Source organism: Halioxenophilus aromaticivorans (assembly GCF_042850945.1).
In the GTDB taxonomy this organism is placed as follows: Bacteria; Pseudomonadota; Gammaproteobacteria; order Pseudomonadales; family Cellvibrionaceae; genus Halioxenophilus; species Halioxenophilus aromaticivorans.
Genome location: NZ_AP031496.1, coordinates 2,958,750 through 2,976,179, shown reverse-complemented (window position 1 = coordinate 2,976,179; position 17,430 = coordinate 2,958,750). Strand labels below are relative to the sequence as shown.

Sequence of the window (17,430 nt, the reverse complement as noted above, 5' to 3'; positions counted from 1 at the left end):
GGCAATGTCTAGCAACGGCAGGCATTTCGGCTGAGGGTAAAAGAACTTTCCGCTAAGCGATAGACTGTATGTAAACACAGTATTGCAAGGACGCGGAACATGCCTCATGTGGCGGCCAGGACGGCCAGCCGGGATCGGGATACTGGTCGTTACCAGAGCCACCGACCCGAGCAAACCCTTCTCTATCAGATCGTTGACGAGTATTACCCGGCATTCGCTGCGCTTATGGCAGAGCAGGGAAAGGAATTGCCGGGCTATTTGCAACGGGAATTTGAAGAATTTCTCCAATGCGGGCGGCTGGAGCATGGCTTTCTACGGGTTCGCTGCGAGTCTTGCCACGCCGAGCACCTGGTCGCTTTCAGCTGTAAGCGTCGCGGTTTCTGCCCGAGCTGTGGGGCGCGGCGGATGGCCGAAAGTGCCGCCTTGCTGGTTGATGAAGTACTGCCTGAACAACCCATGCGTCAGTGGGTGTTGAGTTTCCCGTTTCAGCTGCGTTTCCTGTTTGCCAGCCGGCCCGAGATCATGGGGCGGGTGCTGGGCATCGTTTACCGCGTCATTGCCACGCACCTGGTCAAGAAAGCGGGCCATACCCACCAAGTGGCCAAGACGGGCGCGGTCACCCTGATCCAGCGTTTTGGATCGGCGCTCAATCTGAATGTTCACTTCCACATGCTGTTTCTCGACGGTGTGTATGTCGAGCAATCCCACGGCTCAGCGCGTTTCCGCTGGGTCAAGGCGCCGACCAGCCCAGAGCTCACCCAGCTGACGCACACCATCGCCCACCGGGTGGGTCGCTATCTGGAACGGCAAGGCCTGCTGGAACGGGATGTCGAAAACAGCTATCTGGCCTCGGATGCGGTGGATGACGACCCGATGACACCCCTGCTGGGGCACTCGATCACTTACCGTATCGCTGTCGGTTCACAGGCGGGGCGAAAGGTGTTCACTTTGCAAACTCTGCCGACCAGTGGTGATCCGTTCGGTGACGGGATTGGCAAGGTAGCCGGGTTCAGCCTGCACGCCGGCGTGGCGGCCAGGGCCGATGAACGCAAGAAGCTCGAACGGCTGTGCCGGTACATCAGCCGCCCGGCGGTATCCGAGAAGCGGCTGTCGTTAACACGAGGCGGCAACGTGCGCTACCAGCTCAAGACGCCGTACCGGGACGGCACCACGCACGTCATTTTCGAACCATTGGATTTCATTGCAAGGCTGGCCGCCCTGGTACCGAAGCCCAGAGTCAACCTAACCCGCTTCCACGGGGTGTTCGCACCCAACAGTCGGCACCGGGCGTTGGTCACGCCGGCAAAACGGGGCAGGGGCAACAAGGTCAGGGTGGCTGATGAACCGGCAACACCAGCACAACGGCGAGCGTCGATGACATGGGCGCAACGGCTCAAGCGTGTTTTCAATATCAACATCGAGACCTGCAGCGGCTGCGGCGGCGCCATGAAAGTCATCGCCTGCATTGAAGACCCTATAGTGATCAAGCAGATCCTTGATCACCTGAAGCACAAAGCCGAAACCAGCGGGACCAGGGCGTTACCCGAAAGCCGGGCGCCACCGGCTGAGCTGCTCCTGGGTCTGTTTGACTGACGAGCCTGAAGGCCAACGATACCAATCAAAATGCTGCGTTCACAGCGCCGCGGCAGGGATCCGCCGTGCTGGTTGTCGGAAAAGGAGCCGCTAGTGGGAAAGAGGAGGGTAAATTTTCAGCGTTGCTGGCTCCCCGTCAGCCGGATTGGGTTGCATCGCAGGGGTGTCGAAAGAGTCAACTGCGGTCCAAAGCTGTTGGACTTGGGTGAAAAGGGCGTTTATTCTTCCTATACGTCCATGGACGGATAGCACTGGGCGAATAGCACATCGTCGACCGCATTTTTGGGCAGTTCGATGCGTTCAAATAGCTCGCTAACCAGTGTGGCCCCGAGTTTGTGTGCAGACAGGTCTTTGAATACGCCGCCAAATCGACCCACGGCAGTGCGTACTGGCGAACAGATAACCGCGTCGCGCATAGCTACGTTTCCTTCGTGTTTTGAATTTCCAATTTGAGACTAGAATATGTGAAAAATTATGCTATCATCCGGCACTAAATTTCGCAATGCGAAATTAATTAATCAATTTTAATTGGGCGTTGTGCTGTGTCGCAGCTTTAACGCTAATTTGGAGAAGCCATGGATAACGAAACTTACGGACTACTGCGCAGTACCGTGCGCCGGTTTGTCAACGAAAGACTAATTCCGGCGGAGGATCAGGTGGAGCGTGAGGATGCCGTCCCAGAGGATATTGTGGCGGACATGCGCGATATGGGGCTCTTCGGCCTGACAGTGCCGGAGGCTTACGGTGGCCTGGGGCTGAATGTGCAGGAAGAGGCGGGCATAATTCAGGAACTCTGCCGCGCCGCGCTGGCGTTTCGCTCTGTCATCGGAACCACAGTGGGTATCGGTTCCCAGGGCATCTCCACCTTCATCCGGCCTTCGCTGCAATGGCAACCTACAGATGAACTGGACATGATTCTTCGATATGAGTATTTCGACGGAGAGGCCGACAGCCCCGCTGCCCAAAGTCATACCAATGGAAGCGGCGTTCCGGGTGCATTTGTCAACTTCGACCGAGACAGCCACAAATTTTCTCAAGACGAGACCGGATACAGCGATGGAGATGCTCACTTTCTGTCTTTCGAGCTTAACTGGAATGTTGGCGATGAGGGCACCATTACCAACATTTTCGGCTACCGCGAAAGCACCATAGACGCGAGGCTGGATGTTGATGCCCAACCGATCTGGCTGTTTCACGCACCGGCGTGGGTCGAAAGCGAGCAGTACAGTAATGAACTTCGGTACAACACTGTCATAGCAGATCGAGCCAATGTCACCACTGGTGTGTATTACTTTACCAATGAGATCGAGAACCACGAACGACGTGAGCTATTGGGGGTCGCGACCGGGAACGTAGCCCCCGCCGCTCAATTAGATGGTGGCGGTCTTTACGAAGTAGAGACCTATGCCGCGTTTGGTGCTGTGGACTTTGACTTGAGTGATACCTGGGTTTTGACAGCGGGCCTACGTTACACCTATGAAGAAAAGGAAGCGCATATCGCTTCCCTGAGCAAGAACATCAATAATCCCTGCAATATCGTTGAGCCTTCAGCGTCTGAACCTGTTTGCGACTTCGATTTCGTGGACTCCGACGACTGGAGCAGCTGGTCGCCCAAGCTCGGTGTCACTTGGTTGATGAGTGAAGACACTCGCCTCTATGCCCACTGGACGCGCGGATATCGCTCCGGCGGCTACAACTTGCGAAACACTTCCTTCGACCCTGCTGACACGCCAGGACCTTTTGATGAGGAGCAAGTGGATAACTATGAAGTGGGCTACAAGGCCAGCTTTGGTCGAGGTCGACTCAACGCGGCACTCTTTTACAACCAGATAGAGGACATGCAGCGAGAGCTGAACCTACCGAGCCAGGGCGCAGGGAGCGTCCAACTGGTCCGTAATACTGCGGACGCCACAATTCTGGGTTTTGAGGTAGACGGAAGCTATGCGCTGACGGATAACCTCTTCATGATGGCCTCAATCGGTTGGTTAGACCCCCAATATGATGAAGTTTTCTTCGATCTCAATGGAGATGGCGTCATTGATGGTGACGACGAAAACCTGGATCTGCCCAGGGCAGCGGAGCTGACCTATTCCCTGAGCTTGAATCATAGTCTCGAGATCGGCAGCTGGGGATATCTTGACTCACGTGTTTCCTATTCCTACCGCGATGAATCAGCTTACACAGACGACAATTTGGGTTACATCCTCGAACAGGAACGCCTGGACGCGGGACTTGACCTACATACCAATGACGGCCACTGGATATTCTCACTCTATGGTCGAAATTTGACCGACGAAGTTCTACACGGGGCCGATGCGCAGCTTCCTGATGACATTGGTGGCGTTCCCACTGGGGGTACTTTTGCCCCGCTCTCGAAGGGGCGCATCTACGGTGCAGAGGTAACCTTCAACTTTTGACGCGAACATGCGATGACACATTAAGACTTTAATCTAAACGAGGATATAACAGTATGAATAACGATTTCCTTGCACATCTTGTACCAATTAGTACGCGGAATGAGATTCTGTGCAGACCCAAATTTTCAATTAGGAGTGGTCTGGGTGGAGCTTTACTGAGCCTTTTGCTCTCCGTTCTGTGTTCGAATGCAAATGCATTGATACAGCCGAAGGAAGTTTCGGTAACCGGAGGTGATATTAGGGGTGACAGGTCGTCGTCAGTCACCTATTTCCGCGGAATTCCCTATGCTGCCCCCCCGGTTGGGGAACTTCGGTTTCGTGGGCCCAAGCCAGTGGTGCCGTGGTCCGGTGTTATGGATACCAGCGACTATAACAATGCCTGCTTTGCCGGCATATCATCCCTATTTGCAACCTTGCTGGCCGAAGAATCCCAGTCGGAAGATTGTTTGTACCTAAACGTCACTACCCCTACCTATCGCGGTAGTTGGGAAAAATTGCCCGTCATGGTCTGGATACACGGAGGAGCATGGGTGACTGGTTCTGGAGGGGGGCTGTACGACCCGAAACATTTGGTCAATCAGGGCGACGTGGTGGTAGTGACTATCAACTACCGTTTGGGCGTATTCGGCTTCGGTTGGCATCAGGCTCTCAACAATACCGAGGGCGGCACCCTGAAGGGCAACTACGCAATACGGGACATGGTGCAGTCACTGGAGTGGGTTAGAGACAACATCACAGAGTTTGGCGGCGATCGCGACAACGTGACGATTTTTGGCGAATCTGCCGGAGGCTGGTCTGTATGTAACCTGCTGGCCATTCCAAATGCTGCCGGTTTGTTTGACAAGGCCATCATCCAAAGCGGGGGCTGTCCAGCTATGACTGAGGCTGAAGCCCAGAATGTAATGGACGGTGTAGTCACAGATCTACAGTGCACGGGCACGGATGCCGAAATTCGCAGTTGCCTTCAAGGCGCTAGCGTTGAGGACTTACAACTAGCTGCTACTGGCGATGCTCCAGCGGGCGTAAATCTCAATATGGCGTCAGTGGTCGACGGGCAATTGCTGCCCGATCACCCCTTGGAAGTCATCGAAAGTGGGCAGCACAATGCGGCCGAAGTCATATTGGGCACAAATGACGAAGAAATACCGGCTCCGATTTTCATCGGTGTGAACAGCTCCGCGGCCTATGATGACATACTAGCTAGCGTATTCCCGAGTCCTGTTGATCGTGAGAGTCTGCGACAACACTACGACTTGTGGCAATACGGCAGTTATTCTAATGCTACGGCCCACCTGCAGACAGACCTGTACTTCCGCTGTCAATCTCGCCGTCTTGCTGGGGCATTAACAGCTAGCCAAGCGCAAGATGTGTACCTGTACGAATTCAATTTGCCGGTGTCGACCGTACCTACGACCCACGGCTTGGATCTTTTGTACCTTTTCGCCAATCCAACGCCATTGCTACCCCTGTCATACGATTTACACCGTGACATGCTTGAGCGCTGGACTAGTTTTGCCCGCAACGGTAGACCCTCTGGCCAGTGGTGGGAACCCACGTGGCACCCCTACCAGACAGGTAACCACGCTCGCTATCGGCTTGGCAATATTTTGGGGATGGAGTATCCCCACGATGATACGGGTTGTGACATTCTCGACAGCTTACCTAACTATCGTTACATGGGCGAACCGAACGACTGGTTTATGACCCGTGTAACCCCATTAATAGGGTTGTTGGACTGGGTCTTGGACACTATTTTTCCGTCGGAATAGAACCATCAGGCGCTTACCGGATTATTCAGAGGGGGATCCATAAGTGGTAAGGTTGATTTTACTCCGACACGACTGATTCTCAGGTATGCGCCGTCTAATTGGTTTGCTCTAGTTTTTTTGAGCTTGGCTATGAAACGAATGTTGGAACGAGAAGCGGGGGAATTATCTACATGGCCAAGATCCAGGAAATGTATGGGGGACTGTGCTCTGCACCATCTCATGCAGTGGGCAAAAACTCGCACGTAAAGCACCAACATCTACAAATCCATTTTCTGTAAAAGGTCAAAAATGTTCTCGTCTGAATTACCCAAAAATAGGCTGGCTATTTCCTTTTTTTCTGTACTAGCCAGGGGCAACAAGGTCAGGGTGGCTGATGAACCGGCAACACCAGCACAACGGCGAGCGTCGATGACATGGGCGCAACGGCTCAAGCGTGTTTTCAATATCAACATCGAGACCTGCAGCGGCTGCGGCGGCGCCATGAAAGTCATCGCCTGCATTGAAGACCCTATAGTGATCAAGCAGATCCTTGATCACCTGAAGCACAAAGCCGAAACCAGCGGGACCAGGGCGTTACCCGAAAGCCGGGCGCCACCGGCTGAGCTGCTCCTGGGTCTGTTTGACTGACGAGCCTGAAGGCCAACGATACCAATCAAAATGCTGCGTTCACAGCGCCGCGGCAGGGATCCGCCGTGCTGGTTGTCGGAAAAGGAGCCGCTAGTGGGAAAGAGGAGGGTAAATTTTCAGCGTTGCTGGCTCCCCGTCAGCCGGATTGGGTTGCATCGCAGGGGTGTCGAAAGAGTCAACTGCGGTCCAAAGCTGTTGGACTTGGGTGAAAAGGGCGTTTATTCTTCCTATACGTAACCCCACCAACCATAAGGTTTCTATATTTTTTTCCGTATTTTATTCGCATTGGTTTTCACTATAATTGTATCTGGCGTCAATGATGCCAAGGCCGAGGTCGTTGTGCCCGAATGTGATGCTCTTATTGATTGGGCCAAAGAGATGCCTGTCAGGCAAAGCAAGTCCCTCAGGCAGTTAAGCCCAGCCGAGCGTATAAAACAAAATGAAGAATATGAGGCTTTTGATAAAAAAGCGAATGAAGTCGCACGACGCGCGTTAAGTGATGATGTGATGACTTCTGTTTTTGGTGCGCCGCTAAGTGAATGGGGTAGGGGCGATAAAAAAACAGTCGTGATGAAAATTGGATCTTGTTCATCCTCATGGCCGGACGAAAATGAACGTAGGCGTTTGAATTTGCTGGCGGGTAAAAGTAATAGATTTTCCGGCACGGTAGGGGACAAGCTGCCGGCGTATAAACAGAAAGATAAGTCATCCGCGTTGACGGATCCCGGTTGTGAGCGAATGAATAACTGGGCAAGCAAAGCGGGTACCAAGGAAAAAAGCATATCTGTGGCAAACCGTCAGGCCATGCTGTTCACTGATGCTGATACACAGGCGTTATTCGGGATGGCATTTAGTCAGTGGAGCGGCCGCGAATATGCCGGGGCGCAATCTTTTGTCTCAAATTGTTTTCAAGAGATTCGCAAGCAAGACGATCTAATGGCAGCAGGCTTGCTTGAAGCGTATGAAGGTTTGAGGATTGCTTCATTTTATCTTGCACAACAGATCAGAACGAATGGATATAATCGCCAATAGTTTACGCTGTATAAAATATTCTTGCTTAGGACAATTACTGTAGGATAGCGATGTACCCCCAAACAGATCCCTATGACAGTGGATATTTGGATGTCGGAGACGGGCATGAATTATATTATGCGCAGTATGGCAATCCGAATGGGGAAGCGGCTGTCTATGTCCATGGCGGGCCGGGGGGCGGCTGTAGCTATAACGAACAGCGCTATTTTGACCCTCATTATTTTCGCGTGATTTTGTTTGATCAACGCGGAGCGGGGAAAAGCAAGCCCTATGCCTGCACAGATCATAATTCCATCCGGCATCTGGTCAATGACCTGGAAATGCTGAGACATCACCTCGATATTGCACGGTGGAATCTCGTCGGCGGGTCTTGGGGCTCCGCGCTGTCCTTATTCTATGCGCTTGAACATCCGCAGTTCGTAAAGCGTATGTTGCTGCGTGGCATATTTCTGGCCGATTTAGAGGGATCCTTACATATTATCGAAGATGGCGGGGCGAACAGATACCGCGATGATTATTTCGCACAATACCGTGACTTAGTCCCGGAAGACGAACGGCAGCAAGGTTTGGTGCGACCTTATTACAGGCTTCTTACACAAGGCACGGAAGAACAGGCCCTCGAAGCGGCGACGCGTTTCCATTTGTGGGATAAGGCGATCGCTAATTATAACATTGATCAGCAGGGCCTGACAGAGATTGCCAATAATCGTGAAGACAATCTGGCCATATCCCGTTTGTTTTTCCATTTTGTCGTGAATGAGTATTCGGCCGATAATAAAATTCATCTTTTATCTGGGCAGGACACATTAAAGGATATTCCCCTTGATATTGTGCATGGGCAGGAAGATTACATTTGTCCGGTGGCAAATGCAGGCGCGTAGCAAGGCTTACGGCCATGGCGCGCTCTATTTTAAAAAGCTGGAAGCGCTGGCCGGGCGAATCAAGGTGTTCGACCCTCTGCTGGAGCATCACGCCTTCGTGCAACAATTGCAGTCAGCGCATGGGCGTAAAAGCAGTTTTTGGGCACGCCTGTAGACTTGATGTAGTATTAAAGCCCGCTAATCGAGCATGAGTCTCATACGGATGCTCGGGTCGAAAGGGAATCCCCAAGCGAGTAACCTGTTTGCGGTGATCCATTAGCTGCAGGAGCAGAAGAGCATACATCTGGAAGCAAAGCCAGGAAAGCGGCCTATGGAGCTGTGCGGCAGCGCTCAGTAGGCAATTTTTCAAAATATTGTTAAGCCTTTTCTGAGCATGGTATTTTTCATGGTATTACCAATTAGCAGGAAAATAAGCCATTGAATATAAAAGATAAAAATGTCTTGTTTACAATAGAGTGGGAGTGAAATAAGGTCTTTCAGGGACTATCGGTAGCAATCGGGAAAATGACGTAAGTTAATGATTTATATAAATTTACGTCTCTTTACCTATCGGTGGCTATCGACGGCAAGCAGAAACTTTTGTCGGTAAAAGCGACGGTATCGCGAATTCCCCGGTTTAAGACTCTCCCATTTACCGTCATGCCTTTTTTCGGCATGACGGTAAAACTACGCCCTGACTTCTTTTGATATCAAGAACTTAGGGACATCATCAGAGCTCCTGACCCTTGACGGTAACAAACCGCAAACACAGGAGAAACCTGATATGTTGACCGATACAGCACTACGCAAACTCAAGCCCAATGGCGCCACCTACAAGGTCGCCGACCGCGACGGCATGTATGTGACCGTGTCGAAAACCGGCACCATCACTTTCCGTTACGACTACCGCCTTAATGGCCGCCGCGAAACCCTCACCTTGGGCCGTTACGGGCCGGGTGGTATTTCCCTGGCGCGGGAGCGCCTGCTGGATGCCCGCAAGGCGGTGGCGGACGGGCATTCTCCCGCCCAGGAGAAACAGCGGGAAAAACGCCGCCTGTTCCGTGCCAGGAATTTCGCGGAATTCACCGAGGTGTGGATGGACGCTTCCGGCATGGCTGACAGCACCAAGTCCATGCGCAAGCACATCATCGACCGCGACATCCTGCCAGTCTTCAAGAATCGCCTGCTGGCGGAAATCACACCCGACGACCTCCGGGCCCTATGTATGAAGGTGAAAAAGCGCGGGGCACCGGCAACCGCGATCCACGTCCGCGATATCGTCAAGCAGGTCTACGCACACGCCATCATGCACGGCGAGAAAGTGGACAATCCGGCCGATGAAGTGATGCCGTCATCCATTGCCACTTTTGCGCCCAAGGACCGCGCGCTGTCACCCTCGGAAATCCGGCTGATGGTCCACGAGATGGACACCATACCCACATCGCCGACCATTCGCCTGGGGCTGCGCATGATCCTGCTGACTCTGGTGAGAAAGGCGGAGTTGCTAAAGGCGACCTGGGATGAAGTGGATTTCGCGACCGGGGTATGGAGCATTCCCAAGGAGCGGATGAAGCGACGCTTCCCTCACGATGTTTATTTGTCCCGACAGGCGCTCGACATCCTGGTGGCGCTCAAGACCTGTGTCGGTGGGTCCAAGTACCTGTTTCCGGCTCGCTATGATGGTAACCAGTGCAGGTCCATGGGCACGCTGAACCGAGTGACCTTGAAGATATCAGAGCGGGCCCGGGAAAAGGGCTTGCCGCTGGAACCGTTTACCGTCCATGACCTGCGCCGTACTGGTTCCACACTGCTCAATGAAGTCGGATTCAATCGCGACTGGATCGAAAAAGCCCTGGCCCACGAGGACGGCCGCTCATCGCGCGCGGTGTACAACAAAGTGGAGTATGCCAAGCAGCGTCGGCACATGCTGCAGGAGTGGGCCAACATGATCGATGCCTGGGCGGAAGGGGGCAGTTATATTCCGTCACTGATGCCGGAAATCATGTCGGTGCCGGCATTGAAGGCATGGGTATGAATAGGTCTTATACGGAGCATACCGGGGAGAATACGCAAGCACCCATTCCTTGGATCGTGGGAAAAGCACCTGATTGTGAAGTTTACTAAGATCCAGGTATGGTCACTATAAGTGACCTTATCTGGAGTTTATTAAACCAGCAGGTATTGGCTTTGGTTTATGAAAATTGTATTTTAGTCACTATGAGTGATCAAAATGAGAAAAAATTAAACCGTCTGCTGGCTGGGCTCGGTGATACCGGCGTGGTTTCCAGCCGGTGGTTAAGAGCGCATGGCTATTCCAGCAGCCTGGTGGTCCGCTATGTGGACAGCGGCTGGCTGGTATCCCCGGCCCGTGGTGTGTACATGCGCAAAGGCGGCTCCCTGAAGTGGGAAGGTGTAGTGCGGGCGCTGCAATGGACGGAGGGTTTGTCACTGCATGTAGGCGGGCGCTTTGCCTTGGCCTGGCTGGGACATGAGCACTACCTGCGCCTGGGCGAAGCTGCCGTGATCACCCTCTACGGGCCGGATCGTGTGCCCGGGTGGGTGCGCAAGTTGCCGTTGGTTGAAAGTGTCGAGTACTGCTGCAAGGGGCCTTTTAATCTGCCAGCCCTTCCTTTTACCAATGAAACAACGGATCAGGCGTTGCTGGACCAAGGCCTGGAACGGCGTGAAGCAGCGCCGAGCGGGATGCTGGTGTGTTCGACCCCGGAGCGGGCCATGCTGGAATTGTGTGACGAGGCGTCTGATGCCAGCGGTGTCTATGAGGCCGACGCATTGATGCAGGGCATGGCCACCCTGCGTCCACAGCGGCTTGAAAGGTTGTTGCGGCATTGCCACAGTATCAAGGCCAAGCGCCTATTTCTCGCCCTGGCTGAACGTCACGGGCATGCTTGGTTTTCGCACCTGTCGCTTGATGGTGTGGACCTCGGTCGTGGTAAGCGATCCCTGGTTCCCGGTGGTCGTCTGCATCCCCGATATCAGATCACCCTGCCGGGAGACCTCGATGAACAGTTGGGATAAGCGCTACAGCGATCGGGTGCAATTGCTGGTGGATATCCTGCCGGTGCTGGCAAAGGAAACCCGGTTTGCACTGAAGGGTGGAACAGCCATTAACTTGTTTGAGCACGATCTTCCGAGGCTGTCGGTGGATATCGATCTGACCTGGCTGCCTGTGCAGGATTTCGAGGCTGACGTGGCGGCGATGTCGGCGGCGCTGGAGCAGTTGGCGGGGACATTGCGTGCCCGCCCTTTGCAGCTACAAGTGCAGACATCGGGTGGCGCGAACACTGGAGGCATCACGCGGTTGATATGCAGCCGCGGCCGTGCCCGTGTGCAGATCGAAACCACCCCGGTGATGCGCGGGACAGTGCATCCGGTTCGTACCATGGTGGTCCAGCCGGAGGTGGAGCACGCCTTCGGCTTTGCTTCCACACAGGTGCTCGATTTTGCCGATCTCTACGCCGGCAAGCTGGCGGCGGCCTTGACCCGCCAACATCCCAGGGATCTGTTTGATATTGGCTTACTGCTGGAAGACGATCGGGCCGACGCGACATTGTGGCGAACCTTTCTGGTATACCTGACCTGCAGTCCCAAGCCGGCATGGGAACTACTGGCTCCTCGGGAGCCAGTGGATTTTCAGGCGATCTTCGATGCCCACTTCAGGGGGATGACCGCAGAGCCGGTGACAGCGGCGCAACTGTTGGAGAACAGGGCACAGTTACTCTTGTGGATATCCGGAAAGCTGGATAAGCCGTCATGTGACTTTCTTTGGTCGGTTGAAGATGAGCAGCCTGATTTTGGATTGATTGACTTGGCAGACATTGCAGCATTGCCGGGGGTAGGGCGAAAGCGGCAAAACCTTGCCCGTCGCTCAAAGGCCAAGCGCCAGGCGGATCGCCATCAACTTGAGCAGACCCTGGACCGGATAGCACCTGGCGTATGAGGAATGTCACCCTCACTGAAACAGGCCAAGTTGATAGGGAGTACTGGAGACTTAGTTTATGGAATGTATCTTCATGCTGAAATATGACGTGGGTGACCAGCGCTGTGATCCGAATGCGCTGGTGGAGCGTCTGGGAGCTGCCGGTTGTACCGACGCCCTGGTGGGTACGGGGGAGCATGGCTACTTGGCGCTGGAATTCACTCCTGAAGCGGATAGTGTAGAGTGTGCTGTGCGCGCCGCTCTGGTGGATGTTCAAGAAGCTATCCCGTCGGCAAGGTTGGTTAATATCTCACCTGAAATTTCGGGTTTGTAGAGCAATGTTAACGTGATCGCACCGGGCGGGTGAGGCGTTGTTTTGCATCCGGCCTCGCTGCGGGACCGGTTTCACCTGAGCGGGATGCCTGTTTGCGCTCCTCAATCCAGGCTTCCACTTCCTCCAGGTCCCATACCACGCAGCGGGGCGTCAGGTTGAAGCGGCGCGGGAAATCCCCGCGACGCTCCAGCTCGTAGATGGTTGTTTCTGCAAGAGGGACGATCTGGTGCAGCTCCTGTCGTCGAATGGTCCTGCGGAAGGGCAGTGGTGGCTTCTCCACATATTGTGGCAGCTCTTCAAATTCTGCTGTGCCTGGCCGAGGCAAAGGCGGTCGTTGCTGAACTTCCATGCATAACTCCGGCGCTGTAGTAAGTGAATTTATGGCGATGGAGTTAGGATGGCTATTGAGGACGATTGAGCCAACCTGCCAGGGCAAGTAACAGCGGGGTTAGGCGGGCATGTCTGCGGCTCAGCCTACATGTCGGTTGATATCGTGCAGCTATGGCCAATCTTCGGGAACCAGGGCGGGCGGTTTGCTCCAGGGCTGTTCCACGAGCGCGTCCTGGAACCACTGTTCCGGAAGATTTGCATGTTCGGTCACGATCAATTGGAAACCAGGCGTTTCATCCTGTGTAAATTTGTACAGCAGTTCGAATAGTCGTTGTACTGCTTGTATATCGGCATCAGCTTCTGCCGTCACTTGTTTGCCCAGCGAAGCTGGCAAACCCACTCGTTTGAAAGAAAACGAGATCACCCCGACTGAGGGGAAGGTAATCCGAATGGCAAGGGCGTTGTTGGCCAACGACAGGGTCTGAAGGAAGCCATAGGAAGTTAGAAGTACACAGCGTAAGCGAACCTGATTCGGCGCTGTTGGTGGGTAAGCGTCCGAAATATCGCGAAGCCCAATACTCGGTCAAACCAACAGTGTGCTTGAGGGTAGCATTTCTAACAGGGAGCCAGTGCAGTAACTGTGGAGCCCGAGTTCCTGCGCTGCTTTGGAGATACCGATCTTCTCAGCCAGGGCCAGTGCTTCCGCCCGAAACTCCGGCGAGTGCTGTCTGCGGCTCGTCTTCTTGGTTCCTGTCTTGCTTGTCATGGTTCACCTCTGTCGCATAGTTTACTCGCTTAACAGGGTGTCCATCAGTGGCGGGCAGGATCATTTCATATCAGTTGGCTAGATCTTGTGCTAGGATCACTCATAGCGTAGCCTACAGCCAGCGGGGTACCTTTTTCTTGGTATTATAACTTAGCGGGACGTCTCGTTGATAATCGGCTAATCCTGGCCGATACGATCTGGTTGCCTCTTCTGAGTATTTACTCAAGGAACCATTATGTCTGCCATATTAGGCAGTTCACTCATCAACAAGCCCTCAACTATACCGGCCATCGTTACAAATGGCGCTGAGCAATTACCGTCAAAACCGTTGCGTGTTAGGCGGCAAGCTACGAATGCTATTGGTCACTGCGAAGGAAGCTTCGATCCTTTTGAAGGTAGAATAGCCAACGGGCTTGTGCCCCATTCTGAAAAGTCCACAATTCTTTCCAACGTTGACTGCGAAAAATCCGGCCTTAAAAGCGCTGGGGTACTGGATAGCAAACCTACAATACCCCTATATGTAAAGACCTTGTGGGCGCGTTGTCAAAGACTGATAGAGTTCCCGATGACGGTATTTTTAATTGGGTTCCTACCTGCGGTGTGTTATCCAATCTTGAACACAATCCGGTACTTGAGGCGATGTGCCGTGGAACGGACATCGCCAAGCGCCAGTAAGAATTTTCGATTGATAAACCGGTGTTTATAACGGCTTGCGAATCGAGCTAGGTAAAAATACGCGATATCTGAAAACTGCGATCCCAGAAGACCTACGAATATTCAGCCGTCGTTTTAGAAAAATTAGACGTCCCAGTATTGCCGTTCTCGGTACAGATTGCGCTATTGGAAAAGGTAATGCCGTCCCGGTAGGTTGTTGGGGCAGAGGCGATTACCTCATTTTTGATGCTACTGAAAATAAGTAGTTTTTTGTGAGAATTACTAGTCATTCAGCTTAATTACAACACACTGGTTCTTAAAATGATTTCGCCATTATTTTAAAAGCACACACTTCCTGGCGAGAGAAGCCAATAGCTTCTTCTTTTAACAAGAATGGATAACAACCATGAGTTTAAAACATAATCTACTGAAATATGTAGCTATTGTCGTATTGATAACAGCTTCATTTGGTAATCCGTTGGCGCAAACTAATGCACCAAAATTACCAGAAAATGCCTATAAAAAAACGTATGGGTCTAATTGGGGTTGCAGTTGGGGATTTCAAAAAAACGGTAATGCCTGTGCCGCCATACAGGTACCGGAAAATGCTCATTTAAGTTCCAATGGGTCCTACGGGTTACATTGGAAATGTGATAGAGGCTTTTCTAAAAACAACGGTGCCTGTCAGGCTGTTATCGTTCCCGCCAATGCTTATTTGGTTGATGCCCAATACAACTTGGGTTGGGAGTGTGAGAGAGGGTACAGGCCTAACAAAAACGGTTTTAGAGCCGAGTCAACACAATGTATTAAAATTGATTTGCCTGAACATGCTGTATTGAACGACTCGAGCTACAGTTCTGGCTGGGACTGCGTCCAAGGTTATAGAGCTGTCGGTAATAGCTGTAGGGCTATTGTAATTCCAGTCAATGCCTATGCTACAGATTCGCATTACGATAATGGCTGGGAATGTATGAGAGGTTACCAGGAAAAAAACAGCGCCTGCATTGCTTTAATAATCCCTGAAAATGCTTATCTAGATCGGCTCGGAAAGAAATGGGAGTGTGAGCGTGGGTATCGACAGGTAGACGATTCGTGCATAAAAATTACTTTCCCTGAGAACGCTTACCTCAAAGATGAGGGCAATGATTGGCGATGTATCAGAGGGTATGAAAAAAAGGGAGAGTTGTGTTCTCTCATCGTTATCCCTGCGAATGCGCATCTTAATTCGGCTGGAGATGGCTGGAGATGTAATGAACCTTTTCGTGAAAATCGAGGCTTATGTAAAGTCATTGGAGGTCAATCAGGGGAAAGTTAAATGAAGCGTTATAAAATTGTTCACAAGACTCAGTACGATTTTTCCGGATCGGTTCAGTTACAGCCACATACCTTGAGGCTTCGTCCAAGGGAAGGGCATGAGTTGCGCATGGAAAGTTCAAAGCTGGTCATATCTCCGTCAGCTACACTTCGCTGGCATCGCGATGTGGAAGGAAACTCCGTCGCCACCGCATCTTTCACTGAAAGCACACAATCCCTAGCAATACAAAGTGAGATCATTATTCAACAATATGACCAGACTCCCCATGATTTTTTGGTTTCCGATTACGCTGTTGATTATCCTTTCCAATATAACGACGAAGATAAAGAGCTCTTGCTGCCTTATATGCGATCTTCCGGAACCGAAGAAACCAGCTTGCTCGCAAACTGGATTATCGGCATTTGGCAACCTGGTGAGAAAATTCAAACATTCGCTTTGTTACTTCGGCTTAATCAACGTATCTATCAGGCGTTAACCTACCGCAGACGCGAAGAAGAGGGGGTTCAAAGTGTTGAGCAAACCCTCTCTTTGAAATCAGGTTCCTGTCGTGATTCAGCCTTTCTGTTTATAGCCGCTGCAAGACAATTTGGTTTTGCGGCGCGATTTGTAAGTGGATATATCTACTCCGATTCAACCACGAATCCACTAGGGCAATCTGGATCTACCCATGCCTGGGCTGAGGTGTTTCTTCCCGGTGCGGGTTGGAAGGGATTTGACCCTACCATAGGCAGTCTTGTCGGGGCCGAGCATATTACTGTTGCTGTAGCACGATTACCGGAATCGGTACCGCCGATCTCCGGTTCTTTTAATGGACCACCAGGCGCCAATATGATGGTGAATGTTTGGGTTACAGAACTGGCTGGCCACTAAAAGGATATTTTTTATATGTGGTTACAAACCAGCTGTGAATTAAAATTTGTGATTGATGTTCCTACGCCTTTCATTTTAATGCTTCGCCCAAGAAGCGGAGAACAACAGTGGATTGCAAGTGAAGAATATCTTCTTTATCCGAGTGTTCCAGCGTTTGAATTCACGGATGACTATGGCAATCTCTGTCAGCGCTTGATTGCGCCGAAGGGTGATTTTACTGTTTATACCTCCTCTCGGATTATGACAGCTGACGATGTTGATCAAGCACCTGGTGGGACCTTTGTTGATATCCAAAATCTGCCAGACAGTGTACTGAAATATTTGCTACCCAGCCGCTATTGCGAATCTGACCGCCTTGGAGATATGGCGTCTAAAATTACAGCTGATCAACAACTCGGTTATGATCAGGTAGCTGAGATTGAGCGTTGGCTCAACACCACGATTGGCTATAAGCCAGCCAGTAGCTTCTCATCATTATCTGCCATTGAGGTAAAACAGCAAAATTCTGGGGTATGCAGAGATCTCGCGCATCTGGGTATTGCGCTTTGTCGCGGCCTAAGTATTCCGGCTCGCATGGTAGTTGGATATTTGTATAACCTTGAGCCTATGGAATTACACGCTTGGTTCGAGGCCTATGTTGCCGGCCGCTGGTATACCTTTGATGCGTCTCGGCAAGTTAAAAAGGGGGGGTATATTGCTATTGGTTATGGCCGAGATGCTGCCGATGTGGCAGTTTATAATCAATTTGGGCCTTCTGTTACTCCAGTTCATCAAAAAGTATCTGTGCAGCTTATCTAACGCTTGTGAGGCCCAGGCACTAATGATCGCTCCAGCAAAATTATTGTGAGTCCTACTTCACTGGGTGTAACAAGTCTTAGGTATGCAGATTTAACACACTACGATAGTCGAAGTAAAAAACGGCTAAG

Annotated in this window: 16 protein-coding genes and 2 pseudogenes; 14 read left to right on the top strand and 4 right to left on the bottom strand. The window is 52.0% G+C overall.

Annotated features, from left to right (window positions below):
• Positions 1–99: 99 nt before the first annotated feature.
• Positions 100–1,593 (top strand): IS91-like element ISVsa3 family transposase, encoded by a 1,494-nt coding sequence (locus tag ACGHM3_RS12960; RefSeq protein WP_390517037.1) that lies wholly within the window; start codon positions 100–102, stop codon positions 1,591–1,593.
• A 227-nt stretch (positions 1,594–1,820) separates the two neighbouring features.
• Here ACGHM3_RS12960 and ACGHM3_RS12955 read toward each other — a convergent pair whose 3' ends face one another.
• Complete coding sequence (locus ACGHM3_RS12955; RefSeq protein WP_345426217.1) at positions 1,821–2,009, bottom strand: hypothetical protein; 189 nt, start codon at positions 2,007–2,009, stop codon at positions 1,821–1,823.
• Between the two features lie 159 nt (positions 2,010–2,168).
• On the opposite strand from ACGHM3_RS12955, the gene ACGHM3_RS12950 reads away from it, so the two are divergent.
• The 10 genes and pseudogenes from ACGHM3_RS12950 to ACGHM3_RS12905 all read left to right on the top strand — a co-directional run bounded on the left by ACGHM3_RS12950 (position 2,169) and on the right by ACGHM3_RS12905 (position 12,569).
• Positions 2,169–4,010 (top strand): TonB-dependent receptor domain-containing protein, encoded by a 1,842-nt coding sequence (locus ACGHM3_RS12950; protein WP_345426215.1) that lies wholly within the window; start codon positions 2,169–2,171, stop codon positions 4,008–4,010.
• Between the two features lie 53 nt (positions 4,011–4,063).
• Positions 4,064–5,779, top strand: a complete 1,716-nt coding sequence (locus ACGHM3_RS12945; protein ID WP_345426213.1) for a carboxylesterase family protein — start codon at positions 4,064–4,066, stop codon at positions 5,777–5,779.
• A 348-nt stretch (positions 5,780–6,127) separates the two neighbouring features.
• A pseudogene (locus tag ACGHM3_RS12940) lies at positions 6,128–6,406 on the top strand (IS91 family transposase); the annotation flags it as partial.
• A gap of 339 nt (positions 6,407–6,745) precedes the next feature.
• On the top strand, positions 6,746–7,438 hold the full coding sequence (locus ACGHM3_RS12935; RefSeq protein ID WP_345426750.1) for a hypothetical protein: 693 nt from the start codon (positions 6,746–6,748) through the stop codon (positions 7,436–7,438).
• Positions 7,439–7,488: 50 nt separating this feature from the next.
• Positions 7,489–8,319, top strand: a complete 831-nt coding sequence (gene pip, locus ACGHM3_RS12930; protein WP_108566000.1) for a prolyl aminopeptidase — start codon at positions 7,489–7,491, stop codon at positions 8,317–8,319.
• Entirely contained in the window at positions 8,306–8,473 is a 168-nt protein-coding gene (locus tag ACGHM3_RS12925) for a DUF6880 family protein (protein WP_170145512.1), read from the top strand. Before pip ends, ACGHM3_RS12925 begins: the two co-directional genes overlap by 14 nt.
• 609 nt (positions 8,474–9,082) lie before the next feature.
• Positions 9,083–10,333 (top strand): tyrosine-type recombinase/integrase, encoded by a 1,251-nt coding sequence (locus ACGHM3_RS12920; RefSeq protein WP_345426744.1) that lies wholly within the window; start codon positions 9,083–9,085, stop codon positions 10,331–10,333.
• Between the two features lie 98 nt (positions 10,334–10,431).
• Positions 10,432–11,334, top strand: coding sequence for a type IV toxin-antitoxin system AbiEi family antitoxin domain-containing protein (locus ACGHM3_RS12915; RefSeq protein WP_345426742.1), 903 nt, complete (start codon positions 10,432–10,434; stop codon positions 11,332–11,334).
• Entirely contained in the window at positions 11,318–12,256 is a 939-nt protein-coding gene (locus ACGHM3_RS12910) for a nucleotidyl transferase AbiEii/AbiGii toxin family protein (RefSeq protein ID WP_345426740.1), read from the top strand. The genes ACGHM3_RS12915 and ACGHM3_RS12910 overlap by 17 nt, the downstream gene beginning before the upstream one ends.
• A gap of 58 nt (positions 12,257–12,314) precedes the next feature.
• Positions 12,315–12,569, top strand: coding sequence for a hypothetical protein (locus ACGHM3_RS12905; protein ID WP_390518203.1), 255 nt, complete (start codon positions 12,315–12,317; stop codon positions 12,567–12,569).
• A gap of 7 nt (positions 12,570–12,576) precedes the next feature.
• Here ACGHM3_RS12905 and ACGHM3_RS12900 read toward each other — a convergent pair whose 3' ends face one another.
• The 3 genes and pseudogenes from ACGHM3_RS12900 to ACGHM3_RS12890 form a co-directional block, all read right to left on the bottom strand.
• Positions 12,577–12,918, bottom strand: a complete 342-nt coding sequence (locus ACGHM3_RS12900; RefSeq protein ID WP_390518201.1) for a helix-turn-helix transcriptional regulator — start codon at positions 12,916–12,918, stop codon at positions 12,577–12,579.
• Between the two features lie 150 nt (positions 12,919–13,068).
• On the bottom strand, positions 13,069–13,371 hold the full coding sequence (locus ACGHM3_RS12895; RefSeq protein ID WP_345426736.1) for a DUF3732 domain-containing protein: 303 nt from the start codon (positions 13,369–13,371) through the stop codon (positions 13,069–13,071).
• Positions 13,372–13,539: 168 nt separating this feature from the next.
• Positions 13,540–13,665 (bottom strand): annotated as a pseudogene (locus ACGHM3_RS12890) (IS3 family transposase); the annotation flags it as partial.
• A gap of 1,060 nt (positions 13,666–14,725) precedes the next feature.
• Here ACGHM3_RS12890 and ACGHM3_RS12885 point away from each other — a divergent pair.
• The 3 genes from ACGHM3_RS12885 to ACGHM3_RS12875 are packed head-to-tail and all read left to right on the top strand — an operon-like array spanning position 14,726 to position 17,302.
• On the top strand, positions 14,726–15,634 hold the full coding sequence (locus ACGHM3_RS12885; protein WP_345426734.1) for a hypothetical protein: 909 nt from the start codon (positions 14,726–14,728) through the stop codon (positions 15,632–15,634).
• Positions 15,635–16,504, top strand: a complete 870-nt coding sequence (locus tag ACGHM3_RS12880) for a transglutaminase family protein (RefSeq protein ID WP_345426732.1) — start codon at positions 15,635–15,637, stop codon at positions 16,502–16,504.
• Between the two features lie 15 nt (positions 16,505–16,519).
• Entirely contained in the window at positions 16,520–17,302 is a 783-nt protein-coding gene (locus ACGHM3_RS12875) for a transglutaminase family protein (RefSeq protein ID WP_345426730.1), read from the top strand.
• Positions 17,303–17,430: the final 128 nt, after the last annotated feature.